General features: G+C 68.1%; 18 protein-coding genes. 11 read left to right on the top strand and 7 right to left on the bottom strand.

The window, feature by feature from the left end; translation table 11 throughout:
* The first annotated feature begins 16 nt into the window (after positions 1-16).
* From WS61_RS30645 to WS61_RS30610, 8 genes are all read left to right on the top strand, one after another.
* Entirely contained in the window at positions 17-1,294 is a 1,278-nt protein-coding gene (locus WS61_RS30645) for an FAD-binding oxidoreductase (protein ID WP_059506173.1), read from the top strand.
* 23 nt (positions 1,295-1,317) lie between these two features.
* Positions 1,318-1,749, top strand: a complete 432-nt coding sequence (locus WS61_RS30640) for a helix-turn-helix domain-containing protein (protein WP_059506171.1) — start codon at positions 1,318-1,320, stop codon at positions 1,747-1,749.
* Between the two features lie 120 nt (positions 1,750-1,869).
* A complete protein-coding gene (locus WS61_RS30635; RefSeq protein WP_059506169.1) occupies positions 1,870-2,604 on the top strand; it encodes a cupin domain-containing protein in 735 nt (244 codons plus the stop codon).
* A 2-nt stretch (positions 2,605-2,606) separates the two neighbouring features.
* Entirely contained in the window at positions 2,607-3,932 is a 1,326-nt protein-coding gene (locus WS61_RS30630; RefSeq protein WP_059506167.1) for an FAD-binding oxidoreductase, read from the top strand.
* Positions 3,933-4,055: 123 nt separating this feature from the next.
* Complete coding sequence (locus tag WS61_RS30625) at positions 4,056-5,333, top strand: FAD-binding oxidoreductase (RefSeq protein WP_059506309.1); 1,278 nt, start codon at positions 4,056-4,058, stop codon at positions 5,331-5,333.
* On the top strand, positions 5,330-6,787 hold the full coding sequence (locus WS61_RS30620) for an aldehyde dehydrogenase family protein (protein ID WP_059506165.1): 1,458 nt from the start codon (positions 5,330-5,332) through the stop codon (positions 6,785-6,787). Before WS61_RS30625 ends, WS61_RS30620 begins: the two co-directional genes overlap by 4 nt.
* 65 nt (positions 6,788-6,852) lie before the next feature.
* Positions 6,853-8,040: a M20 aminoacylase family protein gene (locus WS61_RS30615; RefSeq protein ID WP_095211871.1), complete on the top strand. Its 1,188-nt coding sequence runs from the start codon at positions 6,853-6,855 to the stop codon at positions 8,038-8,040.
* 195 nt (positions 8,041-8,235) lie between these two features.
* Positions 8,236-9,138, top strand: coding sequence for a GNAT family N-acetyltransferase (locus WS61_RS30610; protein ID WP_059506164.1), 903 nt, complete (start codon positions 8,236-8,238; stop codon positions 9,136-9,138).
* A 77-nt stretch (positions 9,139-9,215) separates the two neighbouring features.
* On the opposite strand, the gene WS61_RS30605 is transcribed toward WS61_RS30610, so the two are convergent.
* Positions 9,216-10,079: an SDR family oxidoreductase gene (locus WS61_RS30605; RefSeq protein WP_059506305.1), complete on the bottom strand. Its 864-nt coding sequence runs from the start codon at positions 10,077-10,079 to the stop codon at positions 9,216-9,218.
* 110 nt (positions 10,080-10,189) lie between these two features.
* Here WS61_RS30605 and WS61_RS30600 point away from each other — a divergent pair, with 110 nt between their 5' ends.
* Positions 10,190-11,089 (top strand): LysR family transcriptional regulator, encoded by a 900-nt coding sequence (locus tag WS61_RS30600; protein WP_059506162.1) that lies wholly within the window; start codon positions 10,190-10,192, stop codon positions 11,087-11,089.
* 94 nt (positions 11,090-11,183) lie between these two features.
* On the opposite strand, the gene WS61_RS30595 is transcribed toward WS61_RS30600, so the two are convergent.
* A complete protein-coding gene (locus WS61_RS30595; protein WP_059506303.1) occupies positions 11,184-12,704 on the bottom strand; it encodes a diguanylate cyclase in 1,521 nt (506 codons plus the stop codon).
* A 324-nt stretch (positions 12,705-13,028) separates the two neighbouring features.
* Here WS61_RS30595 and WS61_RS30590 point away from each other — a divergent pair, with 324 nt between their 5' ends.
* Together WS61_RS30590 and WS61_RS30585 are read left to right on the top strand one after the other, a co-directional pair.
* Positions 13,029-14,324 carry an MFS transporter gene (locus WS61_RS30590; RefSeq protein ID WP_059506160.1) on the top strand — a complete coding sequence of 432 codons (1,296 nt, stop codon included), beginning with the start codon at positions 13,029-13,031 and terminating at the stop codon, positions 14,322-14,324.
* A gap of 55 nt (positions 14,325-14,379) precedes the next feature.
* Positions 14,380-15,162: a substrate-binding domain-containing protein gene (locus tag WS61_RS30585; RefSeq protein ID WP_034209133.1), complete on the top strand. Its 783-nt coding sequence runs from the start codon at positions 14,380-14,382 to the stop codon at positions 15,160-15,162.
* 24 nt (positions 15,163-15,186) lie between these two features.
* On the opposite strand, the gene dctA is transcribed toward WS61_RS30585, so the two are convergent.
* From dctA to WS61_RS30560, 5 genes are all read right to left on the bottom strand, one after another.
* Positions 15,187-16,518, bottom strand: coding sequence for a C4-dicarboxylate transporter DctA (gene dctA, locus WS61_RS30580; RefSeq protein WP_059506158.1), 1,332 nt, complete (start codon positions 16,516-16,518; stop codon positions 15,187-15,189).
* A 34-nt stretch (positions 16,519-16,552) separates the two neighbouring features.
* Positions 16,553-17,476, bottom strand: coding sequence for a LysR family transcriptional regulator (locus WS61_RS30575; protein WP_059506156.1), 924 nt, complete (start codon positions 17,474-17,476; stop codon positions 16,553-16,555).
* 311 nt (positions 17,477-17,787) lie between these two features.
* The gene (locus WS61_RS30570) at positions 17,788-18,084 is read right to left on the bottom strand and encodes a hypothetical protein (RefSeq protein WP_059506154.1); all 297 of its coding nucleotides are present in this window, start codon (positions 18,082-18,084) and stop codon (positions 17,788-17,790) included.
* A gap of 172 nt (positions 18,085-18,256) precedes the next feature.
* Entirely contained in the window at positions 18,257-18,682 is a 426-nt protein-coding gene (locus WS61_RS30565; RefSeq protein ID WP_059506302.1) for an Hsp20/alpha crystallin family protein, read from the bottom strand.
* Positions 18,683-18,718: 36 nt separating this feature from the next.
* Positions 18,719-19,162: an Hsp20/alpha crystallin family protein gene (locus WS61_RS30560; protein WP_059506152.1), complete on the bottom strand. Its 444-nt coding sequence runs from the start codon at positions 19,160-19,162 to the stop codon at positions 18,719-18,721.
* Positions 19,163-19,254 lie beyond the last annotated feature (92 nt).

The following is a 19,254-nucleotide window of genomic DNA, read 5'->3' as shown; positions in this document are numbered from 1 at the left end:
ATGCACAAAGGATCCGATGAAACTGGAATCGTACTGGCTGGATACACGCCCCGCGTTTCGCGCCGGCAGCATTGGCCCCGTCGAAGGGCGGGCCGACGTGGCCGTGATCGGCGGCGGCTTCACCGGCTTGTCGGCGGCGCTCGCGCTCGCGCAGCGCGGCGTATCGGTGGTCGTGCTCGAAGCCGCGCAGGTCGCAGGTGAAGCGTCCGGCCGCAACGGCGGCCAGTGCAATACGGGCGTCGCGCAGGACTACGCGTCGCTGGCCGCGCGCATCGGCGCCGCGCAGGCGAAGCAGTTTTATCTCGCGTACGAAAGCGCGGTGAAGAGCGTCGAGGCGATCGTGACCGAACAGGCGATCGACTGCGATTTCCGGCGCGCCGGCAAGCTGAAGCTGGCTGCGAAGCCGCAGCATTTCGCGGGGCTCGAAAAGACCTTCAACGCGTTGCGGCGCGACGTCGATCCGGATATCGAACTGATCGAGCCGTCGCGGATCCGCGATGAAATCGCATCCGACGGTTTTTACGGTGGGCTCCTGCAGCGCAACGGCGCGCAGATGCACATGGGCAAGTTCGGCGTCGGGCTCGCGCAAGCGGCCGTGCGTGCCGGCGCACGCGTGTACGAGCATGCGGCCGTCACGCAGCTCGAGCGGCTCGACGGCGAGCGCCACCGGGTCGCCTGCACGCGCGGCACGCTCGTCGCCGACCGCGTGCTGGTCGCGACCGGCGCGTCGCAGCACGGGCCGTTCGCGTGGTTCCGGCGGCGCATCGCGCCGGTCGGCAGCTTCATCGTCGTGACCGAGCCGCTGCCCGACGCGCAGTTGAACCGGCTGTTTCCGCATCGCCGTGCGTACGTGACGTCGCGCCAGATCGGCAACTACTTCCGCGTGACACCCGACAACCGGCTGCTGTTCGGCGGCCGCGCGCGTTTCGCGATGTCGAGCCCGCGCTCCGACGCGAAGAGCGGCGACATCCTGCGCGCCGGCATGGCCGGCTATTTCCCCGAACTGGCCGGCGTGCGGCTCGACTACTGCTGGGGCGGCCTCGTCGACATCACCGCCGACCGGCTGCCGCGCGCGGGCCAGCACGACGGGCTCTATTACTCGATGGGCTACAGCGGCCACGGCGTGCAGATGTCGGTGCACATGGGCCGCGTGATGGCGGACGTGCTGTATGGCGCGGCCGCGTCGAACCCGTGGCGCGAACTCGACTGGCCGGCGATGCCCGGCCATTTCGGGCACGCGTGGTTCTTGCCGCTCGTCGGCGCGTATTACCGGATGCAGGATTTCCTGCATTGATGCGAGCGCCGGGAGAACTCGATATGACAGTGCAATTCGTTGGCTCGCCGCGTGTCGCGCGGCCCGTCTCGCCGGCGATCGGCGACGTGCTGCGCACGATCGACGTGTCGTTCGCGCAGCCGCTGAACCTCGATACGCTCGCGGCGGTGGCCGGGCTGAGCGTGTCGCGTTTCACCGCGCGCTTTCGCAGCGAAACCGGGCTGTCGCCGCACCGGTATCTGTGTCTCGTGCGGGTACGGCGGGCGCAGGACCTGTTGCGCGCCGGTCTCGCGCCGTCGGTCGTCGCGACCGACGTCGGCTTCTTCGATCAGAGCCATCTGTGCCGGCATTTCCGGCGCGTGCTCGGGATCACGCCGCGCGACTACGTGGTCGCCCGAACGGGCGGCGCGCCGGCGCGAGCGACGGCGACGCGCGTGCGCAGCGAACGCCGCGATGCGTCGTATCACGCGGCGTGAGCACGGGCATGGACGACGTGCCCCGCTGAGGGCGTCCGGCCGGCGCGCCGGCGAACGACGATTTCCGATATCGCGTGACAGCTTCCGAACGAATCCGTCACGCACCGCACAGGAGCAGAAATGACCGCAGTTTTCGTGTTGCATCGTGCCGACGGCGCACCTTCTTCCACCACGTTCCGCAAGCAGGCGTTCGGGGCGAGCGATCCGTTCGCGTCGCATCGCGAGATCGCGTGGGAAGGCCCCGACGCGATGGCCGCGGGGCGCATCGGCTTCGCGGGCGAACTGGACGTGGCGAATTTTCCGCACATCGAAACCCTCGTCGTCGTCCAGGGCGAACTGACGCTCGAAGCGGCCGGGGCCGCACCGCTCGTGGTCGGCCCGGGACAGGGCGCCGTCATCGGCGGCGGCACGGCGTTGCGCATCGCCGCGCAAGCGCCGGTGCTGCTGATGTTCTGCGCGGCAGCGTGCGCGCACCCGACGAAACGCGGCCTCTTTGCGCTGCGCGCCGAAGCGGACTTCAAACCGTCCGCCACGCTGCCGGCCGAGGTATTGCTCGGCCCCGCGCCGCAATGCCGCAGCGACAACGTGTTCACCGACGACGGCGCCGGGTACTGCGCGGGCACATGGGATTCGACGCCGTATCACCGGATCGTCCGGCCGCATCGCGCGAACGAGTTCATGTTCCTGCTGGACGGTGGCGTCCGGTTCGCGGCGCCCGACGGCAGCGTGCTGGCGCTCGGCGCCGGCGATGCGCTGTTCGTGCCGCGCGGCGCGGCGATCGGGTGGGAAAGCAGCGAGCGCGTGGCGAAGTTCTACGTGATGCAGAACGTCAAACCCTCCACCGAACGAGACTGAGCATGTCCCCTCCGCTGCGTCATATCGAAACCTTGTCCACGCCGCCGGCCGCGGCCGACGTCGTCGTGATCGGCGGCGGCATCATCGGCGTCTTCACCGCCTACTATCTGGCCCGCCGCGGTATATCGGTCGCACTCGTCGAGAAGGGGCGCATCGGCGCCGAACAATCGAGCCGCAACTGGGGCTGGTGCCGGCAGCAGAACCGCGACGCGCGCGAGTTGCCGATGGCGAGCAAGAGCATCGATCTGTGGGAACGATTCGCCGCCGAATCCGGTGAAGACACCGGCTTTCATCGCTGCGGGCTGCTGTATCTCAGCAACGACGAGGCCGAGCTGTCCCGCTGGGCCAGCTGGGGCGAATTCGCGAAGACCGCAGGCGTGACCACGTACATGCTCGACAGCAAGCAGGCGGCCGAGCGCGGACGGGCAACCGGGCGGCAATGGAAGGGCGGCGTGTTCTCGCCGACCGACGGCACGGCCGATCCGGGCAAGGCCGCGCCGGCCGTGGCCGCCGCGCTGATCAAGCTGGGCGGCAGTGTCCATCAGCACTGCGCGGCGCGCGGCATCGAGCTCGAAGGCGGCCGCGTCGCCGGCGTCGTCACCGAGGCCGGCGTCATCAAGACCCGCACGGCCGTGATGGCGGGCGGCGCATGGGCGTCGTCGTTCTGCCGCCAGCTCGGCATCCGGTTTCCGCAGGCATCGATCCGTCAGTCGATCCTGAGCGTGTCGCCCGTCGAAACGCCGCTGCCGGATGCGATGTATACGTCCGGCGTGTCCGTGACGCGCCGCAGCGACGGCCGCTACGCGTTGGCGATCAGCGGCCGCGCGCGCGTGGACCTGACGCCGCAGTTCCTGCGCTTCGCGCCGCAATTCGTGCCGATGTTCGCGAAGCGCTGGCGCAACCTGCTGCCGGGCGGGCTCGAAGGCGTGCGCGGCGGCCATGAAACGTTGAAGCGCTGGCGCCTCGACGCGCCGACGCCGATGGAAGCGGTACGCATTCTCGATCCGAAGCCCGACATGCCGACGGTCACCGAAACGTATCGCCGCGCGGCCGAACTGTTGCCCGAACTGCGCGACGCGAAGATCACGCACGCGTGGGCCGGGTACGTCGACAGCACGCCGGACGGCGTGCCGGGCATCGGCGAAGTGCCGGGCGTGCCGGGGCTGATCCTGGCGGCGGGTTTTTCGGGGCACGGCTTCGGGATCGGGCCGGGCGCCGGACACCTGATCGCCGATCTCGCGTCCGGTGCGCAACCGTTCGTCGACCCGACGCCGTACCGGCCCAGCCGGTTCAGCGAGTCCGCATGGGGCAAGGTCGCGGATTTCTAGTGCAAGGCCGTCACGCGGGCGACGCGCGCCGATCCGGATCGCATGCGCGGCCGGATCGGTGCGGCGAACGTCCGCCGGCCCGACAGTGCGGTGCAATGCGATGCGGTAACTTGGGAGTTTCCGATGCGTTTCAGTTCCTATTGGCTCGATACGTCGGAGCCGTTCGCGAGCAACTCGCCGGCGTTGCATGACGGAAGTTGCGACGTGGTGGTGGTGGGCGGCGGGATCACGGGCTCGGCGGCCGCCCTGGCGCTGGCGAAAAAAGGCGCGCGCGTGATCGTCTGCGAGGCGGGCACCGTCGGGCAGGCGGCGTCGGGGCGCAACGGCGGCATGTGCAACAACGGCTTCGCTCAGGATTACGCATCGCTGTCGCAGCGCATCGGCACGGAACTGGCCAACCGGCTCTATCTCGCGTTCGACGCGGGCGTCGACACGGTCGAGCGGCTGGTCAGGGAGGAGTCGATCGATTGCGATTTCGTGCGCCGCGGCAAGCTCAAGCTCGCGGCGAAGCCCGAGCACTACGACAAGCTCGTGCGCAGCCAGGCGCTGCTCGCGGCGAGCGTGGACCCCGACACGCGCATGGTCACGAAGGCCGAACTGCGCGACGAGATCGGTTCGAACCGATATCACGGCGGGCTGCTGTTCGGCAAGAGCGCCGGGATGCATGTCGGCCGTTATGTGCGCGGCCTCGCGCGCGCCGCGCAAGCACGCGGCGCGCACATTCTCGAGCATGCGCCGGTGCTCGGCCTGAAGCGGCAAGCGGGCGGCGCTTACGCGGTACGTACGCCGCTCGGCGAGATCCGCGCGCGTCAGGTGCTGCTCGCGAGCGGCATTTCGCAGGTCGGGCCGTTCGGCTGGGTTCGCCGCAGGATCGTGCCGGTCGGCGCGTTCATCATCGTCACCGAGCCGTTGCCGAACGACCTGCTCGACCGTTTGCTGCCGACGCGCCGGATGGTCACCGACACGAAGAACTTCGTGAATTTCTTTCGCGTCACGCCCGACAACCGGATGCTGTTCGGCGGGCGCGCGCGTTTTGCCGCGTCGAATCCGCGCTCCGACGAAAAGAGCGGGGCGATCCTGCGGCAGCAGATGGCCGCCGTGTTTCCCGAGCTGGCCGACGTACGCATCGACTACTGCTGGGGCGGGATGGTCGACATGACGGCCAACCGGCTGCCCCGCGCGGGCGAGCGCGACGGCGTTTACTACTCGATGGGCTATAGCGGTCACGGCACGCACATGGCCACGCTGATGGGCACGCTGATGGCCGAGATCATGGACGGACGCGCCGACCTCAACCCGTGGAAAGGTTTCGACTGGCCCGCGATTCCGGGCCACTTCGGCAAACCCTGGTTCCTGCCGTTCGTCGGCGCCTGGTATCGACTCAAGGACACCTTGCAATGAATTCACCTGTTGTTCGCCTGATGCAAGCCGGCCGGCTCGATCGCTTTTTCATCGACGGCGACTGGGTCATGCCGGACGGCCGCGACCGGTTCGCGGTCGTCAGTCCGTCCACCGAAGACACGCTGTGCGAGATCCCGCTCGGCAACGCGCGCGACGCCGACCGCGCGGTGCAGGCCGCGCGCCAAGCGTTCGAACGCTGGTCCGCGACGTCGCCGCATGAACGCGCGGCGCTGCTCGACCGCGTGCATGCGCTGATGCTGGAGCGCGCCGAGCTGTTCGCGACGGCGCTCGCGCTGGAGATGGGCGCGCCGATCGGCTATGCACGGGGCGCGCACGTGCCGCTCGCGGCCGAACATATCCGCGTCGCACGCGACAACCTCGCGCGCTACCCGTTCGTCGAGCGGCGCGGGACGACTGCGGTCGTGCGCGAGCCGATCGGCGTGTGCGCGCTGATCACGCCGTGGAATTGGCCGATCTATCAGATCACCGCGAAGGTCGGGCCGGCGCTCGCGGCCGGCTGCACGGTGGTGCTGAAGCCGAGCGAGCTGTCGCCGCTCAGCGCGCTGCTGTTCGCGGAAGTGCTCGCCGATGCGGGCGTGCCCGCGGGCGTATTCAATCTCGTGAGCGGCAGCGGCGAGACGGTGGGGGCCGCGCTTTCGTCGCACCCGGCGGTCGACATGGTGTCGATCACCGGATCGACGCGCGCGGGCGTGCTCGTCGCGCAGGCGGCAGCGCCGACCGTCAAGCGCGTCGCGCAGGAACTGGGCGGCAAGTCGCCGAACGTCGTGCTGCCGGATGCGGACCTGTCGCGCGTGATCCCGCCGGGCGTGGCCGCCGCGTTCCGGAACATGGGGCAATCGTGCAGCGCGCCGACCCGCATGATCGTGCCGCGCGACGCGCTCGGCGAGGTCGAGGCGTTGGCTGTCGCGGCGATGCAAACGCTCGTGGTCGGCGATCCGTTCGACGAGGCCACGACGCACGGGCCGCTGGCCAATCGCGCGCAGTTCGGGCGGGTTGCGCAGATGATCGACGTGGGCATCGACGAACGCGCGAAGCTGATCGCCGGCGGCCCGGGCCGGCCCGCGGGTTTCGACAAGGGCTTCTATGCGCGGCCGACGATTTTCTCCGACGTGCGCACCGACATGGCCATCGCGCAGCAGGAGATCTTCGGTCCGGTCCTCGCGATCCTGCCTTACGATACCGTCGACGAAGCGATCGCCATCGCGAACGACACGGTCTACGGGCTCGGCGCGCACGTGCAGGGCACCGACAAGGAACGCGTACGCGCGGTGGCCGCACGCATCCGGGCAGGGCAGGTGCATCTGAACTACCCCGCATGGGATCCTCAGGCGCCGTTCGGCGGGTACAAGCAGTCGGGCAACGGCCGCGAGTACGGAGTCGAAGGGATGGAGGAGTACATGGAGGTCAAGTCCGTCCTGGGCTTTTACGATTGATGCGGCTGCCGCGTGCGATGCGGCGGTCGCGATGTGAACCGGTTTGCTTTGCAAGGGTGCCGAGAGTGGAAAACGCCATCATCCCCGACGCGTCGCTGGACGCGCATCACGCGCACTGGGCGACACTTCGCCGCGACCTGCACGCGCATCCCGAGTTGCGATTCGAAGAACACCGGACGGCCGACGTCGTCGCCCGCGAGCTCGAGGCGCTCGGCTATGCGGTGTCGCGCGGGCTCGGCGGCACGGGCGTCGTCGCAAGCCTGCCCGGCGCGGATCCGCGCCGCGGCATCGTGCTGCGCGCCGATCTGGACGCGTTGCCGATCCACGAAGCCAACGACTTCGCGCACGCGTCGTGCACGCACGGGATCATGCATGCGTGCGGCCATGACGGCCATACCGTGATGTTGCTCGGCGCCGCACGCGTACTGAAGGCGTTGCCGCAGTTGTCCGGCACCGTCCATTTCGTGTTTCAGCCGGGCGAAGAGGGCGGTGCGGGCGCGCGCAGGATGATCGACGACGGGCTGTTCGAGCAATACCCGACGGAGGCGGTATTCGGCATGCACAACTGGCCCGGTCTGCCGGCCGGGCATTTCGGGTTGCGCACCGGCCCGATCATGGCTGCGGGCTCGCGCTTCAGGATCACGGTGACGGGCAAGGGCGCGCATGCGGCGCAGCCGCATCTGGGCATCGATCCGGTGCCGCTCGCGTGCTCGATGGTGCTGCAGTGCCAGACCATCGCCGCACGGCACAAGGACCCCGTCGACCCTGCGGTCATTTCCGTCTGCATGTTCCATGCGGGCACGACGGACAACGTGATTCCCGACACCGCCGAACTGCGCGGCACGATCCGCACGCTGTCGTCGGCATTGCAGCAGAAGCTGCAGCGCGACGTGCGGCTCGCGTGCGAGGGGCTCGCGGCGGCCTATGGCGCGCAGGTCGACGTCGAGTTTTTCCAGTACTACCCGGCAACGGTCAACACGCCGGCCGAGACGGCGCTGTGCGAAGCGGTGATTCGCGACACGTTCGGCGACGCGCGCGTCGACCGCGACGTGCCGCCGAACATGACGTCCGAAGACTTCGGCTTCATGCTGGAGGAGCGGCCGGGCGCTTACGTGCTGATCGGCAATGCACGGGACGGCGCGGCCTCTCCGGCACTGCACCACCCGAAATACGACTTCAACGACGACATCATTCCGGCCGGCGTCCGCTATTGGGTCGCGCTGGCGCAGCATTACTTCGCGCGATCGCCGTGATGCGTCGGGGCGGCGTGGAAACCGGTGGACGTCTGGTCGATCGGGCGCCGAGTCCGGGGCACGCGTGCTTCCGGATCGTCGTGCGCCCATGCCAGCCGGCGTGAACCGTGCAATCTATCGTCGCTTCGGTGTGATCGCCGCGTATTTTTCCGACGTACCGTGTCGCACGACCACATTGTTCGAAAGGACTGCTTGATGAATCAGGAACCTGAAGTGAAGGAGCAAGGCGCGGCGTCCCCGCTTCGCTACCGCAGATTCACCGCGGCGGACATCCCCGCCGCCCATGCGCTTTCCACGGCGCTTCGCTGGCCGTTCAGGGCGGAAGACTGGCAGTTTTCCGCTGAAACGTCGACCGCGTTCGCGGCCGAGGAAAACGGCGTGGTCATCGGCACGGCGATGTGCTGGAAGTACGGTGCGGATCGCGCGGCGATCGGGCATGTGATCGTCTCCGACGCGCATCAGGGCCGCGGAATCGGCCGCAAACTGATGGAGACGCTCCTGGACGAACTGGGTCAGCGCATCACGTTTCTGCATGCGACGCCGGCCGGTCGGCCACTCTACGAGAAACTGGGGTTCACCGTGTGCGGATCGCTGGGCCAATATCAGGGCAACGTGGATCGGCCCGCCGCGGTTGCCGTGCCCGACGGCGAGCGGCTGCGTGCCGGTGCGCCGGCCGACTGGCCGCGCCTGGTCGAACTCGATGCGCGTGCGTCCGGTCTCGAACGCGACGCGCTGTTGTCCGCGTTGCAGACGCGGGGCGAAAGCGTGGTGCTCGAACGCGACGGCGAGGTCGTCGGGTTTTCGGTGCTGCGGCGCTTCGGTCGCGGTGACGTGATCGGCCCGGTGGTCGCGCCGCGTTCGAGCGACGATGCGCGCGCGAAAGCGCTGATCGGCTATTGGCTGACGAAACGAGACGGCGAATTCGTGCGTATCGACGTGCCTGACGGGACCGGTCTGCCGGCGTGGCTGAGCGAGCAGGGCTTGAAACAGGTGGATACCTGTTCGAAGATGGTTCGCAACGCATCGGCCGCGGCGCATGAGGGCGCGGCCGATCCGGCCTGGGGACTGTACGCGCTGGTCAGTCAGGCCATGTTGTAAACCCCGGCCGCGCACGGCGGCCGGCTCTCCCGGGGCTGCCCGCGCAGCCGCCCCGGCTTGAAGGCGCGGCATCGCGCTCAGCGGACAAGCGCAGCCGCGAAGTCGCGATACGTCCGCAGCGGGCGGCCGAGGATCGCGGTCAGCCGCTCGACGTCACCGGCCTCCGGCACCATCCCGTCGCTGACGTAGCGTTCGGCCATCAGCCGCATTTCGTAGGCCATCCATTTCGGCATGAACTGCGCCAGATTGCGTTCGAACGGCGTGGGATCGTCGCCGCCATACGTAACCGGCCGACCGAGCGTGTCCGACCAGATCGACGCCAGTTGCGGGCCGGTCAGCGTGTCGGGCCCGACCAGGTTGAGGGTTTCGACCGGCAGCTTGCCCGGCGCATCGTTGCGGCGGATCAACTCGATCGCCGCGACTTCCGCGATATCGCGCACGTCGACCATCGCGACGCCCTTGCCGCCGATCGGCATCGGGTACACGCCGTGCCCGACGATCACGTCCTTGACCATCGATTCGTTGTCCATGAAATACGCGGGTCGCAGGATCGTCGCGCTGAACCCCATCTGCTCGATCATCCGCTCCGCGCCGGATTTCACCGCGAAGTGCGGCACGTTCACGAAGCGATCGGCATGGAGGACCGACAGATAGACGGCGCGCTCGATGCCCGCTTCGCGGGCCAGGTTCAGCGCAATCAGCGCCTGCGTGAATTCGTCGCCCGCCACGCCGTTGAGCAGGAACAGCGTGCGCACGCCGGAGAAAGCCGCCCGCAGCGCGTCGACGTCGAGCATGTCGCCCTGCGCGACGGTCACGGCCGCCGGAAAATCGGCCTTGGCCGGATCGCGCACCAGCACGCGCACGTCGGCGCCGCGATCGACGAGTTGACGGACGACCTGGCGGCCGACACGGCCGGTGGCGCCGGTAACGAGAATGGTCATGATGTTCACTCCTGAGGTAACGATGGGATGGACTGCCCACCCAAGTTATGTGATCCACCCATGATCCGGAAGATGTGATAAATAGACATGGCGTCTCACTGGTGGAACACATGGACCTGCTCGCTCTCGCCGATTTCAATCTCGTCGCCCGCCATGGCAGCTTCGGCGAGGCCGCTCGGGTCGCGGATCGCCCGAAGGCGACGCTGTCGCGCCGCGTGGCGGAACTGGAGAACAATCTGTCGTTGCGCCTGTTCGAGCGCGGCTCGCGCGGCGTGAAGCTCACGCAGGAAGGGCGCGCGCTCTACGAGCGGACGGGCGCGCTGCTCGCGGAGCTGGCCGACAGCGCGTCGGCGATCGCAGCGGGGAGCGAGCGGCCGCGCGGCCGGCTGCGGATCAGCGCGCCGATGCTGTTTTCCCAGTTCGCGATGGGGAAGCTGGTGGCGACGTTCGCGCTGAGATACCCGGACGTCCGGCTGGAGGTGACGACCGAAGATCGGCCCGTCGACATGATCGAGGAAGGGTACGACCTCGTGATCCGCGTGAATCCGGACCCGGACGAGAGCCTGATCGGGCGCGTGATCCTGCGCGACCGGTTGGTCGTCGTCGCGACGCCCGAACTGGCGCGGCCGAGCGGCGACGCACCTGCGCCGGCCGTGGTTCGCGGCGCGCACGACACCCGCGCCGTATGGGAGATCACGGGCCCGGCCGGGCCGGCGCGCATACCGGTCGACCCCGTGGCGCGGCTGTCGTCGCTGGTCATGGTGCGCGATACGGTCCGCCTCGGCTTGGGCGCCGCATGCCTGCCGATATCGCTCGTGAGCCGCGACCTGGCCGCCGGCGCGCTCGTCAGTTGGGGCGACGTGCCGGGGTCCGATATCGCCCTGTGGGCGCTGTATCCGTCGAGGCGATTATTGAGCGCGCGCGTGTCCGCGTTTCTCGATCACCTGAAGGACGCGTTTCCGTCGGGCGAGCCGGAAGAGTTGGCGGCGTATATCGAACCCGGGCAGTGAAACGGCCGCGGTCGCGACAGCGATGTCCTGACGGGGATGCCGTCGCAATCGGCACGAGCGGTGCCGTCGTCCGTCCCGACTCGAACCGGGGCCTTCACGCCGGCTGCGCGACCGGCTCCGTCTGCGCGCAACACACGCGGTTCCTGCCTTCGCGCTTGGCGCGATAGAGCGCCATGTCCGCCTGATGCGTCAGCGCGTGCACGGAAGCATGCCGCGCGCGCCGACCGGTCGCACAACCGATGCTGACCGTGAAATCCGGAACGGTCTCCGCAAACCCGTCGAGCCGGTTGCGTTCCACCTCGCGGCGAATCGCGTCGGCCACCTGCGCGGCGCCGTTTTCGTCGGTATCGGGCAACACCGCGACGAACTCCTCGCCGCCGTAGCGCGCGGCGAGGTCGCCGCGCCGTCGCGTATGCGTGCGGATGCATTCGGCGAGAAAGCGCAGCGCGGTGTCGCCCTGCGCGTGCCCGTGCCGGTCGTTGTACTGCTTGAAGTGATCGGCGTCGATGAACAGCACCGACAGGCTGCCGCCGCTGCCGCGCTGCAGCCGCGCCCATTCGTCGGCCAGCGCGGTATCGAGCGCGCGACGATTGCGCAGTCCGGTCAACGGATCGGTACGCGTGAGATCGGTCAGCAGCGTCTGCTTGCGGAAGTTGTCCCGCAATGCGAAGGCAAGCAGCCAGACCGCCGCGCAGAACGATGCGCCGATCACGGATGCCGATACGCCGACCGTCCACGACAGGCGCCGGACGCCGGCCAGCACGTCGCTCTCGGCCGGCGCGACGACCGCGATCAGCGGCGTGCCCTGTATCCGCTGATAGGTATACAACCGCACGATGCCGTCGATGCTCGAGCGCGCGGGATAGAAGCCCGATTCGCTGTTCACCATCCGCTTGAAGGATGTCGAGCGACGCAGGAGGTTCATCTGGCCATCGTTCAACGACGGGTTTCTCGCGAGGATCGTGCCGTCCGCGCGCACGATCGCGCTGACCCCGTTCGGCCCGACGTCGAGGCGGGACAGCAACTGCTCGAAGTAAGCGAGATCGACGGCGACGACGGCGATCCCGTCGAACGCATGGTCCGGCCGCTCGATGCGCCGCGACAGCGCGATGGATTCCTTGCCGCCGCGCGAGCGTGCGCGATAGGGCTGGGAGACGTAGAGCCCGACGTCGTCCGCATCGCGATGGACCTTGAAGTAGTCGCGATCGGCGAAGTCCCACCGGTGGGTCGTGCTGCAGCATCCGTCGATCAGCCGGCCGTGCCTGTCGGTCACGCCCATGCCGGTCACGTATTGCGCGGCGGTTCGCTCGAACAGCAGGTCGTGCCGCAGCCCGGCGTCCATCCGCTGGACGGCCGGCTTGCCGAGGTCGGCCGCCAGCGCGATCAACGCGTTGTTCGACGTTTCGACCGTCCTCGCGATCTGGCTCGCGAGCACGGCCGCGACGTTGCGCGACGTCTCGTGCGCATGCTCGACGACTTCGCTGCGCGCCACCCACAGCGTCACCGCGCTGATCGCGAGCATCGCGAGCGACATCAGCGTGCCCAACGCGCCGACGACGAACGGGTGACGTCCGGCCCAGTCGGCGATTTTCTCGATCGAAGTGAATGCGGGCATGCTCGGGCTCGTTTTGAGATGCCGGCTGCACGTGCGCCGGCGCGGGTCCAATCCCGGTTAACGGCACGGTTAACGAAAAATCGAGGCCGGCATGACCGCCAGTCGACGATCCCGCCTGACTCGGCGACGCAAACGTGTGCGGCCGTGCGGCGATACGGCCCGAGCGCGGCCCGGATTCGCGCAGATCGCGCGGATTGATAACACTGCTGCATCAAGCATTCCAAAAATTGCACTTATCGTTTGATCGATCCCGCGCCAACATGCCGGAAAACGACAATCGACCAGCCCCTCCCGCGTATTCCAGGATTTTCAGGAGACACCCCGATGCATCCCTCGTCCCGCCTTCCGGCCGAACGCTCGAAGGCCGCCGCGATCTTTCGCGTCACGGCCGGCAATTTTCTCGAGCAGTTCGACTTCTTCCTGTTCGGCTTCTACGCCACGCAGATCGCCAACGTCTTCTTTCCCGCGCAAAGCGAGTTCGCGTCGCTGATGATGACCTTCGCCGTGTTCGGCGCCGGCTTCCTGATGCGGCCGCTGGGCGCGATCGTGCTGGGCGCGTACATCGACGAGGTCGGCCGCCGCAAGGGCCTGATCGTCACGCTGTCGATCATGGCGAGCGGCACCATCCTGATCGCGTTCGTGCCGGGCTACGCGACGATCGGGCTGCTCGCGCCCGTGCTCGTGCTGATCGGCCGGCTGCTGCAGGGCTTCTCCGCGGGCGCCGAGCTGGGCGGCGTGTCGGTCTATCTCGCCGAGCTCGCGACGCCAGGCCGCAAGGGCTTCTTCACGAGCTGGCAATCGGCCAGCCAGCAGGTGGCGATCGTCATCGCCGCGGCCCTCGGCTTTGCGCTCAATCAGTGGCTGAGCGGATCGCAGATCGCCGCGTGGGGATGGCGCGTGCCGTTCTTCGTCGGCTGCATGATCGTGCCGTTCATCTTCCTGCTGCGCCGCAACCTGGAGGAAACCCAGGAGTTCAAGGCCCGCAAGCATCGTCCGGGCATGAAGGAAGTGTTCGGTACGCTGGCCCAGAACTGGGGCGTCGTGATCGCCGGCATGATGCTGGTCGCGATGACCACCACGAGCTTCTATCTGATCACCGTCTACGCGCCGACCTTCGGCAAGACGGTGCTGCATCTGAGCACCGCCGACAGCCTGCTCGTGACGCTCTGCGTCGGCGTGTCGAACTTCGTGTGGCTGCCGATCGGCGGTGCGCTGTCCGACCGGATCGGCCGCCGGCCGCTGCTGGTCGGTATGACGATGCTCACCGTCGTGACCGCCTACCCGGCGCTGTCGTTCCTCGCTCACGCGCCGTCGTTCGCAAACATGCTGCTCGTCCTGCTCTGGCTGTCGTTCATGTACGGCGTCTATAACGGCGCGATGGTCGTCGCGCTCACCGAAGTGATGCCGGTGCAGGTGCGCGTCGCGGGCTTCTCGCTCGCGTACAGCCTCGCGACGGCCGTGTTCGGCGGCTTCACGCCGGCCATCTCGACCGCGCTCATTCACGCGACGGGCGACAAGGCCGCACCAGGCTACTGGATGAGCTTCGCCGCCGTGTGCGCGCTGCTCGCGACGTTCGCGCTCTATCGTCATCGCACGGCGACGTTGACGCCCGCGCATTGACGTCGAGCGCATCCGGAACGTTCACTCACACCCACCCATCCGCACGATCACGACCATGAGAAACCTGCTCCTGAAATTCTGCGCGACCGCGCTCGTTGCTACCGCGGCGGTCGCGGCCAACGTACAGGCCGCCGAACTGCACGTGATGAGCTCGGGCGGCTTCACCGCCGCCTACAAGGTGCTCGGCCCGCGGTTCGCGTCCACGACGGGCAATACGCTCGCCACCGCGCTCGGCCCGTCGATGGGCAAGTCGCCCGAAGCGATTCCGAACCGGCTCGCGCGCGGCGAGCCCGCCGACGCCGTGATCATGGTCGGCTACGCGCTCGACGATCTGATCAAGCAGGGCAAGGTCATCCCCGAATCCCGCGTCGAGCTGGCCGACTCGCGCATCGGCATGGTCGTGCGCGACGGCGCGGCCAAGCCCGACATCAGCACCGCCGACGGCCTCAAGCAGGTGCTGCTGCACGCGAAATCGATCGCCTATTCGGACAGCGCGAGCGGCGTGTATATCGAACGCGAGCTGTTCAAGAAGCTCGGGATCGAAGAGCAGGTGAAGTCGAAGGCGAAGATGATTCCGCGGATTCCGGTGGCGTCGGTCGTCGCGAACGGCGACTACGAAATCGGCTTCCAGCAGGTCAGCGAGCTGCTGCCCGTCAAGGGCGCGACCTTCGTCGGCAAGATCCCCGAATCGCTGCAGTCCGTCACGCGCTTCGCTGCCGGCATCCCGGTCGGCGCGCAGCATCCGCAGGAAGCGAAGGCGCTGCTCGACTATCTTGCGTCGCCTGACGTGCAGGCCGACGTGAAATCGACCGGCCTGGATTCCGTTTCCGCGCATTGAGCCCGATCGACGGGAGGGCGCGCATCAGATCGTCTTCCCGTCACGACCGCCGCCGTCTGCCGCGGCACTGTCTTCATCGGCCCCGTCCGGCAAGGACGGCCCGGCCGCCGCGAGCCGCTGCACGAGACGCGACCGGTCGCACGCACCTTCCCACGACGACACGAAGATCACCGCGCACGCATTGCTGATCACGCTGGTCAGTGCGCGCGCTTCCGACATGAAGCGATCGATGCCGACCAGCAGCGCGACCCCGGCGACGGGCAGGTCGGGCATCACGGCGAGCGTCGCAATCAGCGCAACGAGCCCGCTGCCGGACACGCCGGCCGCCCCCTTGGAGGTGAGCAGCATGATCGCGAGCATCGTCGCGATCTGCGGCGCGGAAAGCGGGACGTCGCAGGCCTGCGCGATGAACAATGCCGCGAGCGTCAGATAGATCGCGGTGCCGTCCAGATTGAACGAATAGCCGGCCGGCAGCACGAGCCCCACGACGCCTTTGTCGCAGCCGAGCGCTTCCAGCTTGACGATCAGGCGCGGCAGGACCGGCTCCGTGGACGACGTCGCGAGCACGATCAGCAACTCTTCGCGCAGGTAGCGCAAGAGCCGCCACAGCGCGAAGCCGTGCAGTCGCGCGAGCGGGGCGAGCACCAGCGCGACGAACAGCGCGCAAGCCACGTAGAAGGACATCATCAGCTTCGCGAGCGAGCCGACCGAGCCGATGCCGAAGCGGCCCACCGTGAACGCCATCGCGCCGCATGCGCCGAGCGGCGCGAGCCGCATGATCATCGCGAGTACGCGAAAGACGACCTGGGCGATGCCGTCGATCAGCGCGAGCACGGGTCGGGCGGCGCGCGGATGCGCATTCAGCGAGAAGCCGAACAACAGCGACAGCAGCAATACCGGCAACACTTCGCCGGTCGCGAATGCGCCGAGCATCGTCTCCGGAATCACGCCGAGCGCGAACGCCACCAGGCTGCGCGGCTCCGCATGCTTCGCATACGGCGCCAGGATGCTCGCATCCAGATGATGGACGTCGATGTGCATGCCGGCGCCCGGTTGCAGCACGTACGCGGCGACGAGCCCGAACGCGAGTGCGGCGGCCGTCAACAGATAGAAGAGCGCGAGCGCCCGCACGATCGTGCGGCCGATGGCCCGCCCGTTCGACAACGACGTGATGCCCGACACGATCGTGCAGAAGACGATCGGCGCGATGGTCATCTTCACGAGCGCGACGAAGGCGTCGCTGAGCGGCTTGAGCATCGCGCCCGCCGTCGGCCACACGTGACCGATGCCGATGCCGAGCATCATCGCGAGCAGGACCTGCACGTAAAGCGATTTGAACAGCCGGGCCCACCTCACGATGCCGTCTTCCTTCGTTTCCGTTCTGTCGTCGTCATGCCGATGCGCCGCTGCCGGCGGCGTCGCCGCGCTTCGCGTCGACGATCATCCGGTGAAACGCCTCGGCGGCCGGTGTCAGCGAGCGCCCGCGCCGCTTGACGATGCCCACGCGCCGTTTCACGGCCGGCTCGACGAGCGGCACGCTCGTGAGGACAGGGTGGTCGTGGCCCGGCATCGCCATCGACGGCACCGCGGCGACGCCGAGCCCCGCCTCGATCATCCCGAGCAGGGTCGTGACGTGGCGCGCCTCGCACACGCTCGGCTTGCGCGGCGCGACGGCGGCCAATGCCTGGTCGAGCAGCAGGCGGTTCCCGGAAGTCTTGTCCACCGATACGTAATCGTGTTCGTAAAGTTCGTTCCAGGTCACGCGCTTCTTGCGCGCGAGCGGGTGGTCGCGGCGACACGCGGCGACGAACCGTTCCTGGAGCAGCACCTTGAACTCGATCTCCGCCTCCTGGCTGCCGATGAAGCTCACGCCGAAATCCGCCTCGCCGCTGATCACGGCGCCGAGCACCTCGTTGGCGCCGGCGTCGAGCAGCTTCACCCGGATGCGCGGAAAGCGCCGATGATAGCGGGCGATGATGGGCGGCAGGAAGTAGTAGGCGACCGACGGCACGCAGGCGATCGTCACATGGCCCAGGCGGCTCGACGACACGTCGCGGATGCCGAGCAGCGCGGCGTCGAGATCGTCGAGCAGTTGTTCGGCGCTCTGCGCGAACACGCGGCCGACGGTGGTGAGCGCCACGCGGCGCGTGGTGCGCTCGAAGAGCCGCACGCCGAGCGCGTCTTCGAGCTTGTCGATCCGGCGGCTCAACGCAGGCTGCGAGAGGCTGACCGCTTCGGCGGCCTTGCGGAAACTGCCCGTTTCCACGACCGCACGGAACGCCTGCAAGTCGGTCAAATCGAAATTGATGCCCACCGGTCTCTCTCCACCACTCAGATGGGCAGCATTGTGCATGATTCCGTCCACGCCATGCGTGGCGCGTCGTCCGGGCGGCAGCGTTGAATACGATTACCGTTTCGATCAGGTCGTGGCTCGGGTAATCGATCGATGCGAAGCGGTCGGGAATCGGCCGCGACGGGGCGCATGCCGGCATTGGCGAGCGTCGGGCCGTCAAATACCGGTGCGCGGCGGTTCGAGCATCGGCGAGCGACCGGGCTGCTCGCGCACCGCACCCCGATGCGCTGGCGTGGCAGCCGGGCCGTCGCCGATAGCAACCGCAATCCGCGTCACGCTTGTCGGCGTACGCGCGGTACGTTGCCCAAAGCGCGGCTCGGCGCGGCTCGATTTCGTCTCACATAACGGTCCGACACGACCGACCGTCGCTGGATCCATGCGAGAGCGAGTTCGATTGCCTGGTCGCACGCTTCGCGGGTATCGGCGAAGTCGCCGTCGACGCCGAGCGCCCGGGTTTCACCGTCGCGATCCATGAGGATCGCCGTCGCCGAATAGCGGCCCGTCTCCGTGTCGGTCACCACGGCCCGGACCGCATATCCGCCATGTTCGATCGTCGTGTGGGTATGCATCGGATGCCTCCTGCACTGAAATGCGACATGTGCGGCGACTCGCCGGCGCCGAGCAAGCGCGGCGCCGGCACTTCACGTCGGGAGCGTAAGCGCGGGAGACCCACACCCGGCGGTTGACGCGTCACAAGCGCGCGCACCGCGTCGGGTCGATGACAGACTCCCGCGCGTCCACTTACCCCGCCGTCACCGCGATCCGCCGCGGCTTCGCTTCCTCGCGGCGCGGGATGCTCAGTTTCAGCACGCCGTCGCGCAGTTGCGCGTCGATGCGCGACACGTCGAAATCCGCGCTCAGCGTAAATGCGCGCGAGAAGTGCGGATGCTGCACTTCGCCGTGCTGCAGACGCAAGCCCGCCGGCGTCGGCACGACGGCCTCCGCTTCGATGGCGAGGCTGCCGTCGTGCACGCGGACGTCGAGCTTGTCGCGCGGCACGCCCGGCAGGTCCGCGTACAACGTGATGCCGTGCGCATCCTCCACGATGTCGACGGCTGGCGCAATCCGCGTGCGCGGCGTGTCGCGCTGAGCCGATTCACGGTTCGTCACGGCCGTCCGCGTATCGGCCGCACGGGTGGTCAGTTCGGTCGTGTTGGTGTCGCTCATGATGTCCTCCGTCATGCGTTCGTGACGTCGTGCTGTTTACTGGACGGTAATCGCCCGCGGCTTCGATGCTTCCGACTTGCCGACGCTGATCGTCAGGCAGCCGTTCGTATAGCGTGCCTCGATCTTGTCGGGGTCGGCGTGCTGCGGCAGTTCGACCACGCGGCGGAACGCGCCCATGAACCGCTCGTTCGCGTAGACGCGTCGCTCGTCGTCGGTCGTGCCGTCGTCCGGGGGCGTGCGCTCGCCGCTGATCGTCAGCAGCCGGCGATCGACGGAGATGTCGATTTTCGCGGGGTCGAGCCCCGGCGCGAAGGCAACGATCTCGACCGTGTCGTCGGTGCTTCCGATATTGACCGGGGGAAATGCACCGGGACGCGGAGCGCGTAGACTGGCTGGCAAGCCCGTGAACATGCTTGCCATCTGCCGTTGCAGGCGGTCGAATTCCGCCAGCAGGTCGGTAGGGAAGAGGATATCGCTCATGACTGGCTCCTGTTGTGCCCCCTGCGAGGGGACGAACCGGACCACGCGCTCCAGTTCGTCCATCCGCGAGAAGCTCGCTGACTAACAAATCG

This window comes from Burkholderia sp. ABCPW 11 (assembly GCF_001523445.1).
Lineage (GTDB): Bacteria > Pseudomonadota > Gammaproteobacteria > Burkholderiales > Burkholderiaceae > Burkholderia.
Note: the sequence above shows the minus strand (reverse complement) of the source record. Positions and strands in the feature narration are given on the sequence as shown.